Annotated in this window: 14 protein-coding genes and 1 pseudogene; 8 read left to right on the top strand and 7 right to left on the bottom strand. The window is 70.3% G+C overall.

The features are described 5' to 3' along the window. Positions 1–121: 121 nt before the first annotated feature. Positions 122–778 carry a PA1136 family autoinducer-binding transcriptional regulator gene (locus MVG78_RS05065; protein ID WP_247558789.1) on the bottom strand — a complete coding sequence of 219 codons (657 nt, stop codon included), beginning with the start codon at positions 776–778 and terminating at the stop codon, positions 122–124. Between the two features lie 56 nt (positions 779–834). After that, complete coding sequence (hchA, locus tag MVG78_RS05060; protein ID WP_247558787.1) at positions 835–1701, bottom strand: glyoxalase III HchA; 867 nt, start codon at positions 1699–1701, stop codon at positions 835–837. Positions 1702–2072: 371 nt separating this feature from the next. Here hchA and MVG78_RS05055 point away from each other — a divergent pair, with 371 nt between their 5' ends. The 4 genes from MVG78_RS05055 to MVG78_RS05040 all read left to right on the top strand — a co-directional run bounded on the left by MVG78_RS05055 (position 2073) and on the right by MVG78_RS05040 (position 6742). Next, positions 2073–2579 (top strand): MarR family winged helix-turn-helix transcriptional regulator, encoded by a 507-nt coding sequence (locus MVG78_RS05055; protein WP_247558785.1) that lies wholly within the window; start codon positions 2073–2075, stop codon positions 2577–2579. A 20-nt stretch (positions 2580–2599) separates the two neighbouring features. Further along, positions 2600–3802 (top strand): HlyD family secretion protein, encoded by a 1203-nt coding sequence (locus MVG78_RS05050; protein WP_247558783.1) that lies wholly within the window; start codon positions 2600–2602, stop codon positions 3800–3802. A gap of 4 nt (positions 3803–3806) precedes the next feature. Next, on the top strand, positions 3807–5336 hold the full coding sequence (locus tag MVG78_RS05045) for a DHA2 family efflux MFS transporter permease subunit (RefSeq protein WP_247558781.1): 1530 nt from the start codon (positions 3807–3809) through the stop codon (positions 5334–5336). A 107-nt stretch (positions 5337–5443) separates the two neighbouring features. Then, a complete protein-coding gene (locus MVG78_RS05040) occupies positions 5444–6742 on the top strand; it encodes an MFS transporter (protein ID WP_247558779.1) in 1299 nt (432 codons plus the stop codon). A 244-nt stretch (positions 6743–6986) separates the two neighbouring features. Here MVG78_RS05040 and MVG78_RS05035 read toward each other — a convergent pair whose 3' ends face one another. From MVG78_RS05035 to MVG78_RS05025, 3 genes are all read right to left on the bottom strand, one after another. Further along, complete coding sequence (locus MVG78_RS05035) at positions 6987–8555, bottom strand: GMC family oxidoreductase (RefSeq protein ID WP_247558777.1); 1569 nt, start codon at positions 8553–8555, stop codon at positions 6987–6989. Position 8556: 1 nt separating this feature from the next. After that, positions 8557–10131 carry an ABC transporter substrate-binding protein gene (locus MVG78_RS05030; RefSeq protein WP_247558775.1) on the bottom strand — a complete coding sequence of 525 codons (1575 nt, stop codon included), beginning with the start codon at positions 10129–10131 and terminating at the stop codon, positions 8557–8559. 113 nt (positions 10132–10244) lie between these two features. Beyond that, positions 10245–12026: a S9 family peptidase gene (locus MVG78_RS05025; RefSeq protein WP_247558773.1), complete on the bottom strand. Its 1782-nt coding sequence runs from the start codon at positions 12024–12026 to the stop codon at positions 10245–10247. Positions 12027–12196: 170 nt separating this feature from the next. On the opposite strand from MVG78_RS05025, the gene MVG78_RS05020 reads away from it, so the two are divergent. The 4 genes from MVG78_RS05020 to MVG78_RS05005 all read left to right on the top strand — a co-directional run bounded on the left by MVG78_RS05020 (position 12197) and on the right by MVG78_RS05005 (position 17061). Next, complete coding sequence (locus tag MVG78_RS05020; protein WP_247558772.1) at positions 12197–12619, top strand: CopG family transcriptional regulator; 423 nt, start codon at positions 12197–12199, stop codon at positions 12617–12619. 92 nt (positions 12620–12711) lie between these two features. Next, on the top strand, positions 12712–13905 hold the full coding sequence (locus tag MVG78_RS05015; protein WP_247558770.1) for an extracellular catalytic domain type 1 short-chain-length polyhydroxyalkanoate depolymerase: 1194 nt from the start codon (positions 12712–12714) through the stop codon (positions 13903–13905). A gap of 417 nt (positions 13906–14322) precedes the next feature. Then, positions 14323–15582, top strand: a complete 1260-nt coding sequence (locus MVG78_RS05010; protein WP_247558768.1) for a glycosyltransferase — start codon at positions 14323–14325, stop codon at positions 15580–15582. A 528-nt stretch (positions 15583–16110) separates the two neighbouring features. Then, positions 16111–17061 carry a LysR family transcriptional regulator gene (locus tag MVG78_RS05005; RefSeq protein WP_247558766.1) on the top strand — a complete coding sequence of 317 codons (951 nt, stop codon included), beginning with the start codon at positions 16111–16113 and terminating at the stop codon, positions 17059–17061. Between the two features lie 160 nt (positions 17062–17221). Here the strand turns inward: MVG78_RS05005 and MVG78_RS05000 are convergent, their stop codons facing one another. Both MVG78_RS05000 and adhP read right to left on the bottom strand, forming a co-directional pair. After that, complete coding sequence (locus MVG78_RS05000) at positions 17222–17596, bottom strand: DUF779 domain-containing protein (RefSeq protein ID WP_247558764.1); 375 nt, start codon at positions 17594–17596, stop codon at positions 17222–17224. A gap of 51 nt (positions 17597–17647) precedes the next feature. Next, positions 17648–18678, bottom strand: a pseudogene (gene adhP, locus MVG78_RS04995) (alcohol dehydrogenase AdhP). Between the last annotated feature and the right edge of the window lie 65 nt (positions 18679–18743).

The raw sequence follows: 18743 nt of genomic DNA, 5'->3' as shown, positions 1-18743 counted from the left end.
CGGGGCGGGCCAGAGGTTTCCGGCCCGTCATCCAGGGCGGCAGTGGCTTCCCTGGCCTCCAGCGAAACGCCTGCATCGGCCTGCGAAGCCGTTGGGGCCTGTCAATTTCGCCGGCGACGTATCACGCTTCCAGATCGCCGGCGCGAATCATGAGATGCACGGCTTGCGCCGTGCTGGTCGCGCCAAGGCGCTTGCGGATACGGCGCAGGTGATTCTCGACGGTGCGCTCGGACAGGCCCAGAAGCAGCGCGATATCGGCCTGGCGGCGGCCGGAAGCGACCCAGCGGATCACCTCTCGCTCGCGTTCGGACAGGCGCGGCGTGGAGACGCGCCCGTTCGGGCTGGCGAGGTGCTGGGCGGTGTGGAAGGCGGCGGCTGCGACCAGCGTCAGGGCCAGCCGGGTCTCGACCGTACTGCTGATTGAAGTGCCGCCGAAACTCATCGCGCCGATCAGCCCGGCATGGCCGAATACCGGAACCTGGAGCCCATGGATGCCCGGGCCACGCGGCTGGCGGACGAGCCGATAGGCTTCGTGGCCCGGCCCGCCCGTCTTCGTCCAGAAGAAGGGATGATGGGTTTCCAGCACGTGCCGATTGACCGGGCAACGTGCCAGATAGGTCCTGGGATCGACCTTGCCCCCTTCGCCGAACCAGTCGCCTTCCAGCCAGAACAGCTCTACGCCGAAGCCGTCGTCGGCGGGCGGCGCGGCGTAGAGGACGAAGCGGTCATATCCCAGGGGGCCGGCAAAGGCGCGGACGGCTCCGCGGAGCGCGTCCATGTCCGCGCTCCGCTCGATCGTGACGACCGTCGCGGCCAGCCCCGGCCGGTCCATCGTCAGCCCTCGGCGACCTCGGCCAGCAGCGTCTCGGCTGCGAGCTTGCCGAGCGCATTGGCGGCAAATGGACTGGCGCCGGTCAGCACCTTGCGGTCCTTGTGCGTCGAGTCATCCGGCTCGGTGTTGAGGATGGTGACGCCGAGCGCCTTCAGCTTCTCGCCGAAATGCCAAGTGAGTTGTCCCGGCATGTAGCCGATATCGGGGGTCATGCGGTCGGCCGCATCCGGGAAGGCCGTGATCGAGTAACCCGCGAAGGGGAAGTCCCCGGCATCGTCCTTCGCGCAGGCGAGGAAAGCCGCGGGGCCGTGGCAGATCGAGACGATGTGCCGGTCGGTGTCGAAGGCCCAGCGGATCACCGAGGCGATATCCTCGCTGAATGGCAGGCCGGCCAAAGGGCCATGCCCACCGGGGATGAACACGGCGGCATAGTCGCTGTCCGGGCCAAGACCGGCGACCACATCGGAGAGCTTCAACGGCTTCTGGAACTGTTCGAGATAGGCGCGGTGCAGGCCGGTGATCGCCTCGTCCTCCTTGGGCATCGCCCAGAACTCGAACTTCACCGGGTTGCCGGACACAGTGGCGATATCGAACTCGAAACCTGCCTTGTGCAGGTGGTACATTGGCACGAGCGTCTCGACCGGATGGTTGCCGGTCGAGAACAGCGTGCCGTTCTCAGTCTTCAGATACCGCTCATCGGTGCCGATCACCAGGATACGGCGCGTGCCGCGATAGGGGTGGGGATAGTCGGCACCCTCCAGATCGCTCTTCGGGCTGGTGAACTGTTTCAGCGAGAAAGGAGACGGGAAGAAGGCGTTGAACTCGGCTGCGTCGGGCTGCGGCTTCTTGCTAAGGGGTAGAATGCTCATCTCGTTTCTCCTCGACCGATGTGAAGATAGGTATCCTCTGGCGTACGGGAATGAGGGATTTCCCTCAGTCCGGGCAGGCGATCCGTACGAGATGTCGCAAGTGCCTTCGTGACCGGTGCACACTCTTCCGGAGGGCACGCAGCCTTCCAGAGAGCCGCCACGACAGGTCGGAATGGGCCGTGAGCCACTCTTGGCGAGGCTTCTTGCAGCGGGTCCGACCGTCGCCGCCTGGTGGCTGGAGCCGTGTCCCGAAACCCTGTTCACGCGTGGGGCCTGGATGGCCTCGCCTGAGGTCCACGCCTTTTCGGCATGGCTGCCTGAATTTGATTTCATTTCATTATAATAAGCAAAGCATACTAAACATCCTCCCGATGCCTGATCCCCAACCCACACTCGGCTTCGTGCTGAATGACGTCGCCCGCTTCCTGCGGCGGCGTTTCGAGCAGAATGCCCGCTCCAGCGGCCTGGAACTGACCCGTGCGCAATGGCAGGCCCTGGCCTGGCTGAGCCGTGGGGAGGGGCTCCAGCAGAACCAGCTGGCAGACCAGCTGGAGGTGGAGCCGATCACCCTGGCCCGGCTGCTGGACCGCCTGCAGGCGCAGGGCCTGATCGAGCGCCGCCGCAACCCCTCGGACCGCCGCGCCTGGCAGCTCTACCTGACGCCCGCCGCCCATCCCATCGTCGCCCGCATGCACGAGATCGGCGACCGCACCCGGCAGGAGGCGTTGGCCGGGCTGGGCGACGAGGAGCGCGCCGTGCTGCTGCGCTCGCTGTCCCTGATGCGGAAGAACCTGATCGCGGCCTGCGAGCGGCCGCCCGAAGCGGCCCCGTCCGAGGACCGCACACCCGAAAACACCCCGCAGCACCGCCGGGCCTAAGGCAGCGACCGAGGAAACCCATGAGCCTGACCACAGCCAGAGATCGGGACAGCGGCCAGACCGGCCCCACCGCGCCAGCCCAGCCGCCGCGACCGGCCGCGCCGCCCCAGGCCCCGGCCCACCTCGCGCAGGCACCGGCGCGGCCGAAGCGGCGCTGGCTGCGGCCCTTCCTGTTCCTGCTGCTGCCGGTCGCGCTGGTCGCGGGCGGCTATCTCTACGTCACCGGCGGGCGGGTGATGTCCACCGAGAATGCCTATGTCCGGGCGGACATGCTGGGCGTTTCCACCGACGTCTCCGGCATCGTGAAGCAGATCGCCGTGCGGCAGAACCAGCCCGTGAAGGCCGGCGACCTGCTCTTCACCCTGGATGACGCACCCTTCCGCTACGCGCTCGCCAAGGCGGAAGCGCAGATCGGCATCGTCACCAACGACATCGCCGCGCTGAAAGCCAGCTACCGCGACATGCAGGCGCAGATCGCCCAGGCCCAGGTCGATGTGGATTTCTACAGCCGGGAGCAGGACCGCCAGCGCCAGCTCGTGGCGCGGAACTTCGCCTCGGAGGCCGCGTTCGACCAGGCGCGGCGCAACCTGCAATATGCGCGGCAGAAGGTCGCCTCCCTGAACCAGCAGCTTGCCGGCATCGTCGCCAACCTCGCCGGTGATCCCGACATCGCGCTGGAGCGGCACCCCCGCTACCTGGAGGCGGTGGCCGAGCGGGACGAGGCGGCGCGGCAGCTCGCCCATACCATCGTGCGCGCGCCCCTGGACGGGACGGTGACGAATGTCCCCTCGCTGCAGCCCGGCCAGTACCTCGCCGCCGCCACGCCCGCCTTCAGCATCGTCGCCGCGGACCATCTCTGGGTCGATGCCGACCCGAAGGAGACGGAGCTGACCAACGTGGTGCCTGGCCAGGTGGTGACGGTGACGATCGACACCTATCCCGGCGTCGAGTGGCACGGCCGGGTGGACAGCATCAATCCCGCCTCCTCCAGCAGCTTCAGCCTGCTGCCGGCGCAGAACAGCAGCGGCAACTGGGTGAAGGTGGTGCAGCGCATCCCAATGCGCGTGCGCATCGACGACCTGGAGGGCAAGCCGCAGCTCCGCGCGGGGATGAGCGCGGTCATCGACGTCGATACGGGCAAGCCGCGCGGCCTGCCGGCCTTCGTGCAGAACCTGCTCGCCCCGGCGCCGGGCACCGCGCTCGCCGCCTCGGCCAGCCGCTAGCACCATGGCCGCCGTCGCCAATCGCGGCGCCATCACCGCCTGCGTGATCCTGGCCGTGATCATGCAGGCGCTGGACACCACCATCGCTAATGTGGCGCTGCCCTATATCCAGGGCAGCGTGGCGGCGAGCGCGGACCAGATCAACTGGGTGCTCACCTCCTATATCGTGGCGGCGGCGATCATGACGCCACCCTCGGGATGGCTCGCCGGCCGCTTCGGGCGCAAGCGCGTGCTGCTGGCCTCGGTGGCGGGCTTCGTCGCCGCCTCGGTGCTCTGCGGCCTGGCGCAGTCGCTGGTGCAGATCGTGGGCTTCCGGCTTCTGCAAGGTTTCTTCGGCGCGGCTCTGGTGCCGCTCTCCCAGTCCATCCTGCTCGACATCTACACGCCGGAGGAGCGCGGCTCCGCCATGGCGCTGTTCGGCGTCTCGGTGATGGTGGGGCCGGTGCTGGGGCCGGTGATCGGTGGCTGGCTGACCGACAACCTGTCCTGGCGCTGGGTCTTCTACATCAACGTGCCGCTCGGCGCCCTGGCCTTCCTCGGCATCTCCGCCTTCGTGCAGGAGACGCCGGTGAACCGCGCGGCGCGGCTGGACTGGCTGGGCTTCGGCTCGCTCAGCATCGCCATCGGCGCCCTCCAGCTCGCGCTCGACCGTGGGGAGCAGCTCAACTGGTTCAGCTCGGGCGAGATCATCATCGAGATGACCATCGCCGCGGCGGCCTTCTACGTCTTCCTCGTGCACACCTTCACGGCACGCGGCAATTCCTTCGTCAACCCGCGCCTCTTCCTCGACCGGAACTTCTGCGTCGGCCTGCTCTTCATCTTCGTCGTCGGCATCACCTATCTCGCCTCGCTGGCGCTGATGACGCCCTATCTGCAGACGCTCATGGGCTATCCCGTGGTCACCGCCGGCATCGTCATGGGGCCGCGCGGCGTGGGCACCATGGTCTGCATGTTCGCCGTGGGACGGCTGATCGGGCGGGTGGACACGCGGCTTCTGCTGGCGACCGGCCTCGGCCTCACCGCCTGGGCCATGTACGACATGACCGGCTGGACCGCCGATGTCTCGCAATGGACCATCGTTTCCACGGGCTTCGTCCAGGGCGCCGGGCTGGGCTTCCTCTTCGTGCCGCTGACCACCGTGACCTTCTCGACCCTGCCCGCCGCCTCCCGGCCGGAGGGAACCGGCCTCTACAACCTGTCCCGCAACATCGGCTCGGCGGTGGGCATCTCCCTCGTCACCGCGCTGATCAGCCAGAACACGCAGCAGAACCACGAGGAGATCGGCCGCGCCGTCACCGCCTTCAACGACGTGCTGCGGAACCCCGCCCTGCGCGCCACGCTCGATCCGACGACGCTGGACGGCCGCGCCGCGCTCGATGCGCTGGTGACGCAGCAGGCCACGCTGATCGCCTATATCGACGACTTCAAGCTGCTGATGGTGCTGTCGCTCGCGGTCATGCCGCTGCTCCTGCTGCTGCGTCCGCCGCGCGCCTCGGCCGCCCCCGCCGACGACCATGCGATGGTGATGGAGTAGCCGCCGCGAGGCCCCGCTTTCCGTTCCCCGCGGCGGCTGGTAGCGTCCGCCCCAAGCGCCCCCGAGAGCGCCTCTCCCGCCTGTCCCGGGGGCATTGGAGGAAACGCATGGAATCCGTCGAGCAACGGACGATCCGGAAGGTGGCCTGGCGGCTCATCCCCTTCCTGATCCTCTGCTACTTCGTCTCCTATCTGGACCGCGTGAATGTCGGCTTCGCCGGCCCCGCGATGCGGGCCGATCTGGGCCTGTCCGCCACCGCCTTCGGCACGGCGGCGGGCATCTTCTTCCTGGCCTATTTCATCTTCGAGGTGCCGAGCAACCTCGCCCTGAACCGCTTCGGGGCCCGGATGTGGATCGCCCGCATCATGTTCACCTGGGGCCTGCTGTCGGGCGCCCAGGCCTTCGTGACCGGCGAGACCAGCTTCAACATCGTCCGCGTCCTGCTCGGCGCCGCCGAGGCCGGCTTCTTCCCGGGCGTGATCTTCTACCTGACGCTCTGGTTCCCCTCGGCCTATCGCGGGCGGATCATCGGCTGGTTCATGTTCGCCATCCCCTTCTCCTCCGCCATCGGCTCGCCCATCTCGGGCTATCTGCTGAACATGGACGGGATCTGGGGCCTGCATGGCTGGCAGTGGATGTTCATCATCGAGGCCATCCCCGCCCTGCTGCTGACCGGCGGCGTGCTCTGGTACCTGACGGACCGCCCCTCCGAGGCGAAGTGGCTGGAGCCGGACGAGAAGGAGTGGCTGGACCGCCAGCTCCGCGCCGAGCAGCAGACGCGGGAATCCGTCCACCGCATGGAGTGGTGGCAGACCCTGCTGAACCCGCGCGTGCTGGGCTATGGGCTGATCTATCTGGGCCTGGTCTCGCCGCTCTACGCGCTGGGCTTCTTCCAGCCGCAGATCCTCAAGGCGGTGGGCGAGATCTCCAACGTCCAGCTCGGCTTCCTGAACGCCTTCCCCTATGCGGTGGGCGCCATCAGCATGGTCCTCTGGGGCTATTTCTCCGACCGCACCGGCGACCGGAAGTGGAGCACGATCTTCGCCGCGGTCTGCGTCACCCTGGGCCTCATCCTGGCCGCCAGCACGCCGGACCTGACGTTGAAGATCCTGGCGCTGGCGCTGGCGAGCTTCGGCATCTTCTCCGCCCTGCCGATCTTCTGGACGCTGCCGACCGCCGTGCTCAGCGGCACCGCCGCCGCGGCCGGCATCGCCTGGATCAACTCGGTGGGCAATCTCGGCGGCTATTTCGGCCCGCAGGTCTTCGGCATCATCAAGGACCGCACCGGCGCCGATTACTACGGCCTGCTCTTCCTGGCCGCCCTGCCGCTCATGTCCATCGTCCTGATCCTCGTCCTGGGCCACAACCGCGCCCTGGAACGCGCCTCCACCGCACCGGCGGAGTAGGCTTCAAGGATCAAGCCTGGGAACCGGGAGGCTCTGCCTCCCGGACCCTTTGCTCAGGGGCACAGTGTGCCCCCGAGACCCCGCCATGAGCGCTCCGCGGGGAGGGGCTTCGACCGCCGTTGCACCACTTGGCGACCGGCCTGACATCCCCCTCCTCGCGGAGCGCTCACAGGGTTCCCAGGGACCAACGTCCCTGGGCGGGGTGCCCAGAGGGGCAGAGCCCCTCTGGCCCCGGCCGGAACCTTCAGCCCTCCGCCCGCATGCGGCGGGCGAGGTTCTCGCCGATCATGACGCAGGTGAAGTGCAGGTTCGCGCGGCAGTCGGTCGGCATGATCGAGGCATCGGCGACGCGCAGGCCGGTCACGCCCTTCACCGTCAGGTCCGGGTTCACCACGCCGCGCGGCTCCTCATAGGCCACCATCTTGCAGGTGCCGGCGGCGTGCTGGATGTCGCCTGCCTCCCGCAGCATCAGCGCGTCCAGCTCCTCGTCGGGCAGGGCGGCGGCCTGTTCCACCGTCAGCGGGCTTTCGCCGAAGGTGATGGCGTCGCAGAGATCCGCCACGGCGGCCTGCCGGGTGATCCGCGCCAGGCGCCGCACCGCGTCGCGCAGCCGCAGCCGGTCGTCGGGGTGGTCGAGCATGTTCTCCTCCACCACCGGATGGGCGTCCGGATCGGCCGAGACCAGCTCCAGCGAGCCGCGCGAATAGGCGTCGTAGAGCGCCACGCCGATGGCGCCCTCGGGTCCCGGCTCCGGCGTGATCGCGCCGCGATGGTTGTAGGCGATCATGATCATGTCGCGCTCGCCGCCACCGCCGAGGTTGCTGCTGTAGGTCAGGCAGCAGTTGGTGTGGCGGGCATCCACGCCATGGGCGCGGTGCTCCGGCTTCAGCTTCAGCGTGGCGCGCAGGATCGGGTGGTCCATCAGGTTCCGCCCCACCGCCGGCTGGTCGGACAGCACGGGAATGCCCAGCGCCGCCAGCTTCGCCGCCGGACCGATGCCGGAACGCATCAGGATGGCGGGGCTGTGGATCGCGCCGGCGCAGAGCACGATCTCCTTCGCCCGGATCTCCTCCCAGGCCCCGCCGCCGAAGCGCACCCGGACGCCGACGGCGCGGCTGCCCTCGAAGAGCACCTTATCCACCAGCGCCTCGCCACGGATCTCCAGGTTCGGCCGCCCGCGCGCCGGCTCCAGATAGCCGTCATTGGTGGTGACGCGCCGGCCGTCGCGGCTGTTGATCGGGTTGCAGGAGATGCCCTCGCCGGTCGGCGCGTTCAGGTCGGCCTTCCAGGGATAGCCCTCGGCCAGCCCGGCATCGCGCAGCGCCAGGTCCACCTTGCCCCACTGGTCGAAGGGCGCGCGATAGACGGGCAGCGGCCCACCGCGCCGGACGCCTGGCGCCGTGCCGGTCTCGGCATCGTCCTCGATCCGGTCGAAGAGGGGCAGCACATCCTCCGCCGCCCAGCCCTCGCAGCCCGCCTCGGCCCAGCCGTCGAAGGCCTGCGGCACGCCGCGGATGGCGATCTGCGCGTTCACCGTGGAGGAGCCGCCCAGCGCCTTGCCGCGCCAGTAGAATTTCGGCTCCTGCGCCCGGGTCCGGCGCGTCATCAGCCCCGGCCACTGCCATTTCGCCTGATAGGCGGGGTCGTGCATGAAGGGGATGATGTTGGCGCTGCGCAGCTCGTGCGGCGCCTCGGCGGAGCGCCAGTCGCGCCCCGCCTCCAGCAGCAGCACCCTGCGGTGCGAATCCTCGGACAGCCGGGCGGCCACCGGGGCGCCGGCCGAGCCGGCGCCCACCACGATCACGTCGTACATGTCAGTTCTTCCCGATGTTCCAGAAGAGCGGGATGGCGGAGGGGATCACGCCGGTCAGGTTGGCGCGGTAGGCCGCGGGCTGCGCGAACTGGCCGAAGGGTATGCCCAGCCCCTGCTCGTAGACGATGGCCTGGATCTTTCCCGCCACCTCGCGCTGCGCCTCGCGCGTCGGGGCGCGGGCGAATTCGTCGAAGAGCGGCACCATCCGCTGGTCGCACATGAAGCCCGCCGTGGCGGAATCCGTGCAGTTGAAGTTGATCACCGAATTGGTCAGCGGCGAGGAGAGGTCGAGGCCCAGCGCATGCACGCCATAGACGCTCCAGCCCGTGCGCTGCGTGCGGCGGGCGAGCAGAGTCGCCCAGTCCGTCATCTGCGCATCCACCTTGAAGCCCGCCCGCGCCAGCCGGTCCGCCAGGATCTGCGAGGCCACGCGCGGCGCCTCCAGGTCGCTGGCGATCATCACCACGACCGGCGTGCCGTCGTATTTCGTCTCCTTCAGCGCCTTGGCGGCGGCCTCGATCGACGGGTCCTTCAGCAACTCCGTGCCGGCATGCGTCTCGTTGGTCGAGCCGCAGATGAAGAAGGCATCGCAGCTCTGCCCGTAGCGGCTGTCGAGCCCCAGCCCCGCGATCACCTCCTTCTGGTCCACCAGCCGCAGCAGCACGCGGCGGACCGCCGGGTCGTCGAAGGGCCTGGAGGCGGTATTGATGCGGTAGTGCCCGGTGAACATATGCGGGCCGGTGAAGTCCAGAACCTTGATCTGCCGGTCCTTCTCCATCACCGGCAGCAGGTCGAAGGGCGCGTATTGCATGTAGTCGATCTCGCCCTGCTGCAGGGCGGCCGCCGCCGTCGCGCCATCGGGCACCACGCGGATATCCAGCGCATCGACCTTCACCACATGCCCGCCCGCCAGGAAATCCGGTGGCTCCGCACGCGGCACGTAGTCCGGGTTCTTCCGCAGCAGCATCCGGTCGCCCGGCCGGTGGTCCGCCTTGCTGTAGACGAAGGGGCCGGAGCCAACGATCTCCGTCACCTGCGTGCTGCCGGGCGTGTTCGCCGCGATGCGCGCGGGCATGATGAAGGGTGTCGGGCTGGATGTCGTACCCAGCGTGTCGAGCACGAGGCCATAGGGCTCCCGCAGCACGAGGCGGAAGCTCTTCGGCCCCGTGGCCTCCAGCGAGGCCGCCACCTTCAGCAGCCGCCCGCCCAGCGCGCTGCGCGTGCCCCAGCGCTTCAGCGAGGCGACGGCATCCTCGCCCGTGACCGGCGCGCCGTCATGGAAGTTCAGCCCGTCGCGCAGCGTGAAGTCCCAGGTCAGCCTGTCATCGGAGACGGTCCAGGACCGCACCATCTGCGGCTGGATGTTGCCCTTGCCGTCCGGCGCGAAGAGCGTGTCGAACACCATGTAGCCGAAGGTGCGCGTGATATAGGCACCGATGAAGTGCGGATCGAGCGTGACGATCTCCGCCTCCAGCACGGCGTTGATCGTCTTCGCCCGCACCGGCGCCGCAGGCACCGCCAGTGCCGAGGCGAGAACCGCCGCCCCCGCCAGAAGGCTTCTTCGCCACCATTCCATTGCCCGGTCTCCCTTCGGTTCCGCCCGAATGAAGCAGGCTGCCAGCAAGCGCGATGCCAGGGTAGGGCGAGGCCGGAGGAAAGGCGGCGGCTTTCCTCCGGAGACCGCTCCGCTCAGGCCCGCAGATGCTCGCGCAGGAAGCGCGCCACGGCGCCGTAGATGCGCCGTTTGTTGTCGCGCTTGAGGAAGCCGTGGCCCTCGTCGGGGAAGATCACATACTCCACCGGCACGTCCCGCGCCTTCAGCGCCGCCACGATCTGCTCGCTCTCATAGGGTGGCACGCGCGGGTCGGTCAGGCCCTGCGCCACCAGCATGGGGCAGGTGATGCGGTCGGCGCGATGCAGTGGGGAGAGGCGTTCCAGCAGCGCCGCATCCTTCACCGGATCGCCATATTCCGCCGCGCGGTGCCCGACGCGCCAGGGGCCGGTGCGCTCGAAGAAGGTCTTCCAGCGCGCGATGCCGTAGTAGTCCACGCCCGCTGCCCAGAGCTCCGGATATTCCGTCACCGCCGCCAGCACCATCCAGCCGCCATAGCTCTGCCCCATGATGGCGATACGCGACCCATCCAGCCCGGGCTGCCGGCCGATCCAGTCATGCGCCGCCGCCAGGTCGCGCACGCTGTCCAGCCGCAGCTCCCGGTCGTCCAGCGCCGCATAGGCGCGGCCATAGCCGGTGCTGCCGCGCACATTCGGCACCACCACCGCGATGCCGAGGGAAAGCACGGTCTGCAGGTCCGGCCGCCAGTTCGGCCGCGCCTGCCCCTCCGGCCCGCCATGGACCCAGAGCAGCACCGGCCATCCCCCCTCCGGCGGCGTTCCGGCCGGAAGCGCCAGGAAGGCGGGCACCTGCCGCCCGTCGAAGGTCGGAAAGGACACGGTTTCCCATTCCCGCATCCCTTCCGGCGCCGGGCTGGCGGCGAAGACCATCCGCGCCGCGCCGCCGCGCTCCGCCAGCCAGATCGTCCCGGGCGCGGTCGGACGGGCAAGGTCGAAGCCCACGGCCCGCCCGTCCGGGCGCCAGGTGAGTTTGGTGATCACCCCGCGCGGATGCGCCGGCTCCTCCAGCACCGCGCCGCTCGTGGCATCCACCAGGAGCAGCCGCGACCAGCCACCCTCGTTCACCACCACCGCCAGGGTGGACTGGTCGGGCGAGACCTCCATCGCCTCCAGATCCGCCTCGGGCGTGTAGAGGAAGCGCGGTTCACTGCCCGGTTCCATGAAAGCGGCGCCGAGGAAGTCCCGTCCCCGGTCGGTCACCAGCCAGAAGCCGCTGCCATCCCGCTTCCAGCGTGGGAAGAGGTGCCGCCAGTCGCCCTCGTGCGGCGCCAGCGCCGTCACCGCCCCGCCCTCGAGCGGCACCCTCAGGAGATCATCGGCGAAGGTCCGCGGCGCCACGGCCAGCACCAGCGCCTGCCCATCCGGCGTCCAGCCGCGCAGCTCGTGCGGCCCCTCGACCTCATGGACCCGCCGTGCCTCCCCGCTGGCGAGGTCGATCACCACAGGGTCCGTATGCGCCGGGTGGCGGCTGTTGGCGGTGCAGGCGATCCGCCGCCCATCCGGCGAGAAGGCGCCCCAGCCATGGATGGCCTTCGGATTCGCCGTCAGTGTCCGCGCCTCCCCTTCCGGCGGCAGGGCATAGAGCTGCACCCGCTCATCCCCCGCCGTGTCGCGCCCGAAGACCGCGCCGCCATCCACCGGGCTGCCCGCCACGAAACCCACCGGGTCGCGGTGCGCGCTGCGCGGCCGCGCCTCGCCGCCGCCGGCCGGGATCTCCCAGACCTGCGCCGATCCTCCGGCGTCGTTGAGGAAGTACAGCCGGCCATCCGCCGCGAAGGACGGGGCGGTGGCGGCAGGGGCGGCGAGGAGGCGGTCGATCCGCTGGGTCAGCTCGGTCATGGACGCCATTTGCAGCACCAGGATGGCATCCTGGGAAGCATCCGCCAGGCAGAATGTCGCCAGCCTCCGCAACCCCGCGCCACCTGCTGCGCTGCAACATGAGCCCCCTTGAAGATCCCAGCCGCAGGGCCAGATACCATCCCGTTGGATGGTAAGAGGATGGTAACGGGATGTCAGCCGAGATCCACAGCCTGCGGCCGCGCAGCGGCGGCGAGACGGAGAAGATCACGATCAATCTCGGCCCCGTCGATCTCGGCCATATCGACCTGCTGGTCCGCGACGGCTTCTATTCCAACCGGACGGACTTCATCCGCACCGCCATCCGCAACCAGCTCGAACGCCATGCCGAGGCCACCCGGCAATCGGTGGCACGGCAGCAGTTCGACCTGGGGACGCGCCATCTCGGCCGCGCGGAGCTGGAGGGTCTGCGCGCCTCGGGGCAGAGACTGCGCCTCCATGTCGTCGGCCTGGCCAGCATCGCCGCGGATGTTTCCCCGGAGCTGGCGCGCGCCACCATCGAGTCGGTCACCGTGCTCGGCGCCTTCCAGGCCAGCGCCGCCGTGAAGGCGGCCCTGGCCGACCGGATGGGCTGAACGCCCGTTCCACGACATCCTTCCCAGCCACCCCGCCCGGACAGGCGGCGGCTTCGGCCGCGCCTTGCCCAGGCCAGGAGAACACAGCCGAGATGACCAGGATCCTACCGCGCGAAATCATCGAGGCCGCGCGCCTCACGCGTGACGGACGGCTCAGCGAGGCGACGGCGCTGCTGCGCCGGCACCTGACGGGCGAGGCGACCCCCGGCCAGCCGGACCCCGGGCCGTCCCCCGCAGGTGCAGCCCGGCCCGGGATGCCGGATGGCGCCGGCAGGCTGGCCGATGCCACCTCCATGGCGAAGCAACTGCTCTCCAACCTGCCCGAGGCGCTGCGCGGCCTGTCGGACCTGCCGGGCCGCCTGCCGGAGATGCTTCAGGGCGGCTGGTCCGCCCCCGAGGCGCCGCGGCCCCCGCCTCCTGAAGGCGCGCAGTTCCTCGCCCGCAGCTTCGAGGGCGAAGGCGGCCGCCTTTCCTACCGCCTCTACATCCCCGCCAACCGCAGCACGACGCCCATGCCGCTGGTGGTGATGCTGCATGGCTGCACCCAGTCGCCGGAGGACTTCGCCGCCGGCACCCGCATGAACCAGCTCGCCGAGGAGAAGGGCTTCCTGGTCGCCTATCCGGCCCAGTCCGGCAGCGCCAACATGCAGCGCTGCTGGAACTGGTTCCGCCCCGGCGACCAGCAACGCGATTCCGGCGAGCCCGGCCTGATCGCCGGCATGGCGCGCGAGATCCTGCGCGAGGACGGCGCCGACCCGCGCCGCGTCTATGTCGCGGGGCTTTCGGCCGGTGGCGCGGCGGCAGCGATCCTGGCCGCACGCTACCCGGATCTCTTCGCCGCGGCCGGTGTGCATTCCGGCCTGGGTTGTGGCGCGGCGCGCGACCTGCCCTCGGCCCTGTCCGCCATGCGCCAGGGCGCGCCCGACCTGCCCGCCCCCGCCGGAACGGGCGCGCGCCTCGTGCCCACCATCGTCTTCCACGCGGATGGCGACAGCACGGTGAACCCGCGCAACGGCGACCAGATCATCGAGCAGTTGCAGCGCAGCCGGCCGGTGGACTGGCGCATGCGGGTGGAGGAAGGCCGCGTGCCCAACGGCCATGCCTGGCGCCGCACGCTCTACGCCGACGGCAGCGGCCGGCACCCGCTGGAACAGTGGCTGGTCCATGGCGGCGGCCATGCCTGGTCCGGCGGCTCCCCGGACGGGTCCTACACCGATCCGAAAGGCCCTGACGCCTCGCGCGAAATGCTCCGCTTCTTTCTGGACCACCCGCTCGGCCAGGGCTGAACTTCGGATTCGGCGTCGCGCTTCCCGGGGGACAAGGCTCCGCCTTTCCCCCGGCCCCCCTGATCCGCCAGAAACTGAGTTTCCTGGACCTCCCATCCGTTGGTACTTCCTGCGGCCGGATCACGCCGGAGAGCCTGGCTCTCCGGCGACTGCCGGTGCCACCAGCGCGGGCAGGGTGTTGTTTTTCTTTCCGGGAGCCCCGCTGATCCACCTGCTCTCAGGGATCAGGCCATGGAGCAACGGTAGCCACAGGAGCCAACGAAAGCCCGGGGTCCGGGGACCGGCTTCGGTCCCCGGCGGAGTGGGGGCCCGGGGGCGAGGCAGCGCCTTGCCCCCGGCGGCCAGCCACGAGGCGCCATGGCGGGAGGACGTGATGACGGCTGGCCAGGGGGGCGGTCCTGCTCCATGAGCGGGGGCGTGCCGTCCGAAGCGTTGCGATCCCTCCCCCGATTCCGGCGTGCCTGCTTCGGGCTGCTCTGTACCCTGACCGGGGCGCTGCTGGCCTGGCTGGCCTGGCGCGCGATGGCGCCCGGTGGCTGGACGGGGTGGGAGGTGCTGGGCTTCGCCTGCTTCCTGGGGCTGATCCCCTGGGCGGCGCTCAGCGCGGCGAACGGGCTGCTGGGGGGTGCCCTGCTGCTGGGGTCGCGCGATCCGGCGGCGGCGGTGATGCCGCAGCTTCGCGCGGCACCGGCCTATGGACCCCTGGCGCCGCCCGGGCTCAGGACGGGCATCCTCTGCTGCGTGCGGGACGAGCCGGTGGAGGACGTGCTGCCGCCGGTGGCGCGCCTGCTGGCCGGGCTGGAGGCCGCCGGGGTGGGCGGGAGCTTCGTCTTCTGGCTGCTCTCCGACACGCGCGACGATGCGCTGGCGGCGCGGGAGGAAGCGGCCGTGGCGGCGCTGGCGCGGCGCTTTCCGGGACGGGCGCATTACCGGCGGCGGCGGGAGAACACGGGCTTCAAGGCCGGGAACGTGATGGAGTTCCTGGACCGCCATGCCGGGGGGCTGGACCTCTTCCTCTGCCTGGACGCGGATTCCGGGATGAGCGCCCCGGCGGTGCTGCGGCTGGTCGGCTGCATGGAGGCTGATCCGCGGCTGGCCGTGGTGCAGCCGCTGATCGTCGGGCGCCCGGCGGAAGCGGCTTTTCCCCGGCTGTTCCAGTTCGGGATGCGGGCGGGGATGCGGGCCTGGGCCACGGGGCAGGCCTGGTGGCAGGGGGATGACGGACCCTATTGGGGGCACAATGCCGTGCTGCGGATCTCACCCTTCCGCGCCCATGCCCGGCTGGCGCCGCTGCCGGACGGGCGGGCCATCCTGTCGCACGACCAGGTGGAGGCGGTGCAGCTCCAGGCCGCCGGATGGAAGGTGCGCTGCCTGCGGTGGAGGAAGGCAGCCTGGAGGGCAACCCGCCCACCCTGCCGGATTTCCTGGCGCGCGACGGCCGCTGGGGCGAGGGCAACATGCAGTACGGGCGCCTGCTGTTCCGCCCGGGCCTGCGCGCCATGGGGCGGTGGCAGTTGCTACAGGCGATCCTGCTCTTCGCCGGGGCGCCGCTCTGGGTGCTGCTGGCCGTGGCGGCGGTGGGCAATGCCGCGAGCGGCGGCGGCGAGGCGACGCCCCGGGCGGCCCTGGCTCTGCTGCTGGGGACGACCTGGCTCTGCACCTACGCGCCGAAGCTGATGGGCTATGCCGAGCTGCTGTTCCGGCCAGGGCGGGCCGTGCCCTATGGGGGCCGCGGCGCCGTGCTGCGGGGCGCGGGGGCGGAGATCCTGTTCACCGCGCTGCTCGATCCGGTCAGCCTGCTGAACAAGGCGATGGTGCTGCTCGCCCTGCCCTTCGGGCGCCGGGGCGGCTGGGGGGTGCAGCGGCGCGCGGCGCGGGGGCTGCGGGTGCGGGAGGCGCTGCGGCAGCTCTGGCCGCATACGCTTCTGGGCCTCGTCCTGCTGCTGGCGCTGGGGCTGCATTCCCTGGCTGCCTTGCTCTGGGGGCTGCCCTTCCTGCTGGGCCTCGCTTTGGCCGTGCCCTTCGCGGTGCTGACGGCCGATCCGCGTTTCTCCGCCCTGCTGCGCCGGCACGGGATCGCGGCGACGCCGGAGGAGCGCGCGGCGGAACGGGTGGTGGCCGGGAATGGTGCCGCCGCAGCCCCTTCCGATCCCCCTTCCAACCCCCTTCCCCTGGCGCCACCGAGCGCCCAACCTCGCCGGTGCCATGACAGCGGACCCCTGCAATCTCGACCTCAACCTGCTGCGTGTCTTCGACGCGGTGGCGCGGGAGCGGCATGTCACCCGGGCGGCAGCGCGGCTGAACCTGTCGCAGCCAGCCGTCTCCAACGCCCTGGCGCGCCTGCGGACGATGCTGGGCGACGAGCTGTTCCTGCGCGCCCCGGGCGGCGTGGAGCCGACAGCGCTGGCCATGTCGCTCGCCGGGCCGGTGGCCGAGACGCTGGAGAAGCTGCGCGAGACCCTGGCGGCGCAGGCGCCCTTCGAGCCTGCCACCTCCGAGCGGGTCTTTCCCGTGGCGATGAGCGAATATGCCGAGGCGATCCTGGCGCCGCCGCTGCTGGAACGGATGGCGCGGGAGGCGCCGGGCTGCCTGCTGGCGATCCGCCACGGCGACCGCACCAATGCCGAGGCGCTGCTGGAAGCGGGCTCCGTGCAGATCGCCATCGGCGTGCTGCCGGAACCGCCGAGCCTCTACACGCGGTTACGGCTGCTACCGGAGGAATTCTGCGTGCTGCTGCGGCCGGGCCATCCGCTCTGCGAGGGAGATCTGACGGTGGAGCGCTTCACCGCCTTCCCGCATCTGCTGCACTCGCCCAACGGCTCCCGCGACGGGGCGCTGGACGAGCCGCTGCGCGCCGCCGGGCATCCCCGCCGCCTGGGGGCGGTGGTGGCGCATCTGGCGGCGGTGCCGGAGATCCTGACGCGCACCGAAATGGTGATGACGCTCTCTGCCCGCCTCGCGCACCGTCTGGCGGAGGCGCATGGGCTGGTGCTGCGGCCGGTGCCGGTGGAGATCCAGCACACGCGGCTGTCGATGATCTTCCACCGGCGCTTCGAGGCGGATAGCGGGCATGCCTGGCTGCGCCGGCGGCTCCTGGCAGTGGCGCGGGAGGTCGGCGCCGCGAAGGGTGGCGAGGTGGCCGGCCCGGAAGACTGAAAGCGCGCTTCCGGCCACGGCATGAATCACCAAGGCGCGATCCGGCGTCAATACGCGTCCACGAACCGGGTCCGGGGCCCGCAGATCCTGGCGGAGTGGGGTCTGGGGAAAGGCGGAGCTTTCCCCAGGGCCACCGGCACAACGCCCGGGAGCAGTCCGGTCAGCACTGCCGTGGCGGGATGGCGCAGGAGGAGCGGACGAGGAAGCGCTTCTCCCGCCCGTTGTCGAGCGAGAACATGCCGCCGCGGCCGGGCACCACGTCGATCAGCAGGTCGGTGTGTTTCCAGGCCTCGTACTGCGCCGCGCCGATATAGAAGGGCGCGCCGCCGATCTCGCCCAGCAGCACGTCGCGCTCGCCGACGATGAAATCGCCCTGCGGATAGCACATGGGCGAGGACCCGTCGCAGCAGCCGCCGGACTGATGGAACAGGACCGGGCCGTGATCCGCCTGGATCTCGGCCAGGAGTTCCAGCGCGGCGGGCGTGGCGCGCACGCGGTCCGGCCTGGTGTCACTTCGGGTGTGGCTCTGGGTCATGGGCGCGGTCCTCCGGGGGTCCTGGGGAGGGGCGGTGCCCCTCCCCGCCCATCATGACGCGAGATCGAGCACGACACGCCCCTCGATCTGGCCCTTGTGCATGCGGTCGAAGACCTCGTTGACCTTCTCCAGCGGCTCGGTGCTGACGGTGGCCTTGACCAGCCCCTCCCCGGCGAAGTCGAGGATTCCTGCAGGTCGAGCCGCGTGCCGACGATGGAGCCGCGCACGGTGATGCCGTTCAGCACCATGTCGAAGATGGGCAGCGGGAAGTCGCCGGGCGGCAGGCCGTTCAGCGCCACCGTGCCGCCGCGACCGACCACGCCGAGGGCCTGCTCGAAGGCCTTGGGCGAGACGGCGGTGACCAGCACGCCCTGGGCGCCGCCGCCGGTGTGCTTCTTCACCGCCGTGGCGGGGTCCTCGTTCCGGGCATTCACCGTCAGGCTGGCGCCCAGGCGGCGGGCCAGGTCGAGCTTGGCATCGTCGATATCCACCGCCGCGACATGCAGGCCCATCGCCTTGGCATACTGCACCGCCATATGGCCGAGCCCGCCGATGCCGGAGATCACCACCCAGTCGCCGGGCCTGGCCTCGGTCATCTTGAGGCCCTTGTAGACCGTGACGCCGGCGCAGAGCACGGGCGCGATCTCGGCGAAGGACACGTTCTTCGGCAGGTGGCCGACATAGTTCGGATCGGCCACGACATATTCCGCGAAGCCGCCATTGACCGAATAGCCGGTGTTGAGCTGCGCCTCGCACAGCGTTTCCCAGCCGCCCAGGCAGTGCCTGCAATGGCCGCAGGAGGTGTAGAGCCAGGGCACGCCGACGCGGTCGCCCTCCTTGACGTTCTTCACGCCCGCGCCGACGGCGGAAACATAGCCGACGCCCTCATGCCCCGGGATGAAGGGCGGGTTGGGCTTCACCGGCCAGTCGCCCTCCGCCGCGTGCAGGTCGGTGTGGCAGACGCCGGAGGCGCGGATGGCGACCTGGATCTGCCCCGGCCCTGCCTCGGGAATGGGCACCTCGTCGATGGTGAGTGGCTTGCCGAACTCGCGGACGACCGCCGCCTTCATGGTCCTGGCCATGGACGTTCTCCTCTCTCGGTTTGTTCAGGGTCCTGTGTGCTCCCGGGCGGCGCGGGGTGGACATC

It is taken from the genome of Roseomonas gilardii subsp. gilardii (genome assembly GCF_023078375.1).
Taxonomy (GTDB): domain Bacteria; phylum Pseudomonadota; class Alphaproteobacteria; order Acetobacterales; family Acetobacteraceae; genus Roseomonas; species Roseomonas gilardii.
Note: the sequence above shows the minus strand (reverse complement) of the source record. Positions and strands in the feature narration are given on the sequence as shown.

Bases quoted from the DNA above. Each gene is read 5' to 3' on its own strand.
- MVG78_RS05065 (WP_247558789.1), bottom strand. From the start codon at position 778: ATGGACGCGCTCCGCGGAGCCGTCCGCGCCTTTGCCGGCCCCCTGGGA.
- hchA (WP_247558787.1), bottom strand. From the start codon at position 1,701: ATGAGCATTCTACCCCTTAGCAAGAAGCCGCAGCCCGACGCAGCCGAG.
- MVG78_RS05055 (WP_247558785.1), top strand. From the start codon at position 2,073: ATGCCTGATCCCCAACCCACACTCGGCTTCGTGCTGAATGACGTCGCC.
- MVG78_RS05050 (WP_247558783.1), top strand. From the start codon at position 2,600: ATGAGCCTGACCACAGCCAGAGATCGGGACAGCGGCCAGACCGGCCCC.
- MVG78_RS05045 (WP_247558781.1), top strand. From the start codon at position 3,807: ATGGCCGCCGTCGCCAATCGCGGCGCCATCACCGCCTGCGTGATCCTG.
- MVG78_RS05040 (WP_247558779.1), top strand. From the start codon at position 5,444: ATGGAATCCGTCGAGCAACGGACGATCCGGAAGGTGGCCTGGCGGCTC.
- MVG78_RS05035 (WP_247558777.1), bottom strand. From the start codon at position 8,555: ATGTACGACGTGATCGTGGTGGGCGCCGGCTCGGCCGGCGCCCCGGTG.
- MVG78_RS05030 (WP_247558775.1), bottom strand. From the start codon at position 10,131: ATGGAATGGTGGCGAAGAAGCCTTCTGGCGGGGGCGGCGGTTCTCGCC.
- MVG78_RS05025 (WP_247558773.1), bottom strand. From the start codon at position 12,026: ATGACCGAGCTGACCCAGCGGATCGACCGCCTCCTCGCCGCCCCTGCC.
- MVG78_RS05020 (WP_247558772.1), top strand. From the start codon at position 12,197: ATGTCAGCCGAGATCCACAGCCTGCGGCCGCGCAGCGGCGGCGAGACG.
- MVG78_RS05015 (WP_247558770.1), top strand. From the start codon at position 12,712: ATGACCAGGATCCTACCGCGCGAAATCATCGAGGCCGCGCGCCTCACG.
- MVG78_RS05005 (WP_247558766.1), top strand. From the start codon at position 16,111: ATGACAGCGGACCCCTGCAATCTCGACCTCAACCTGCTGCGTGTCTTC.
- MVG78_RS05000 (WP_247558764.1), bottom strand. From the start codon at position 17,596: ATGACCCAGAGCCACACCCGAAGTGACACCAGGCCGGACCGCGTGCGC.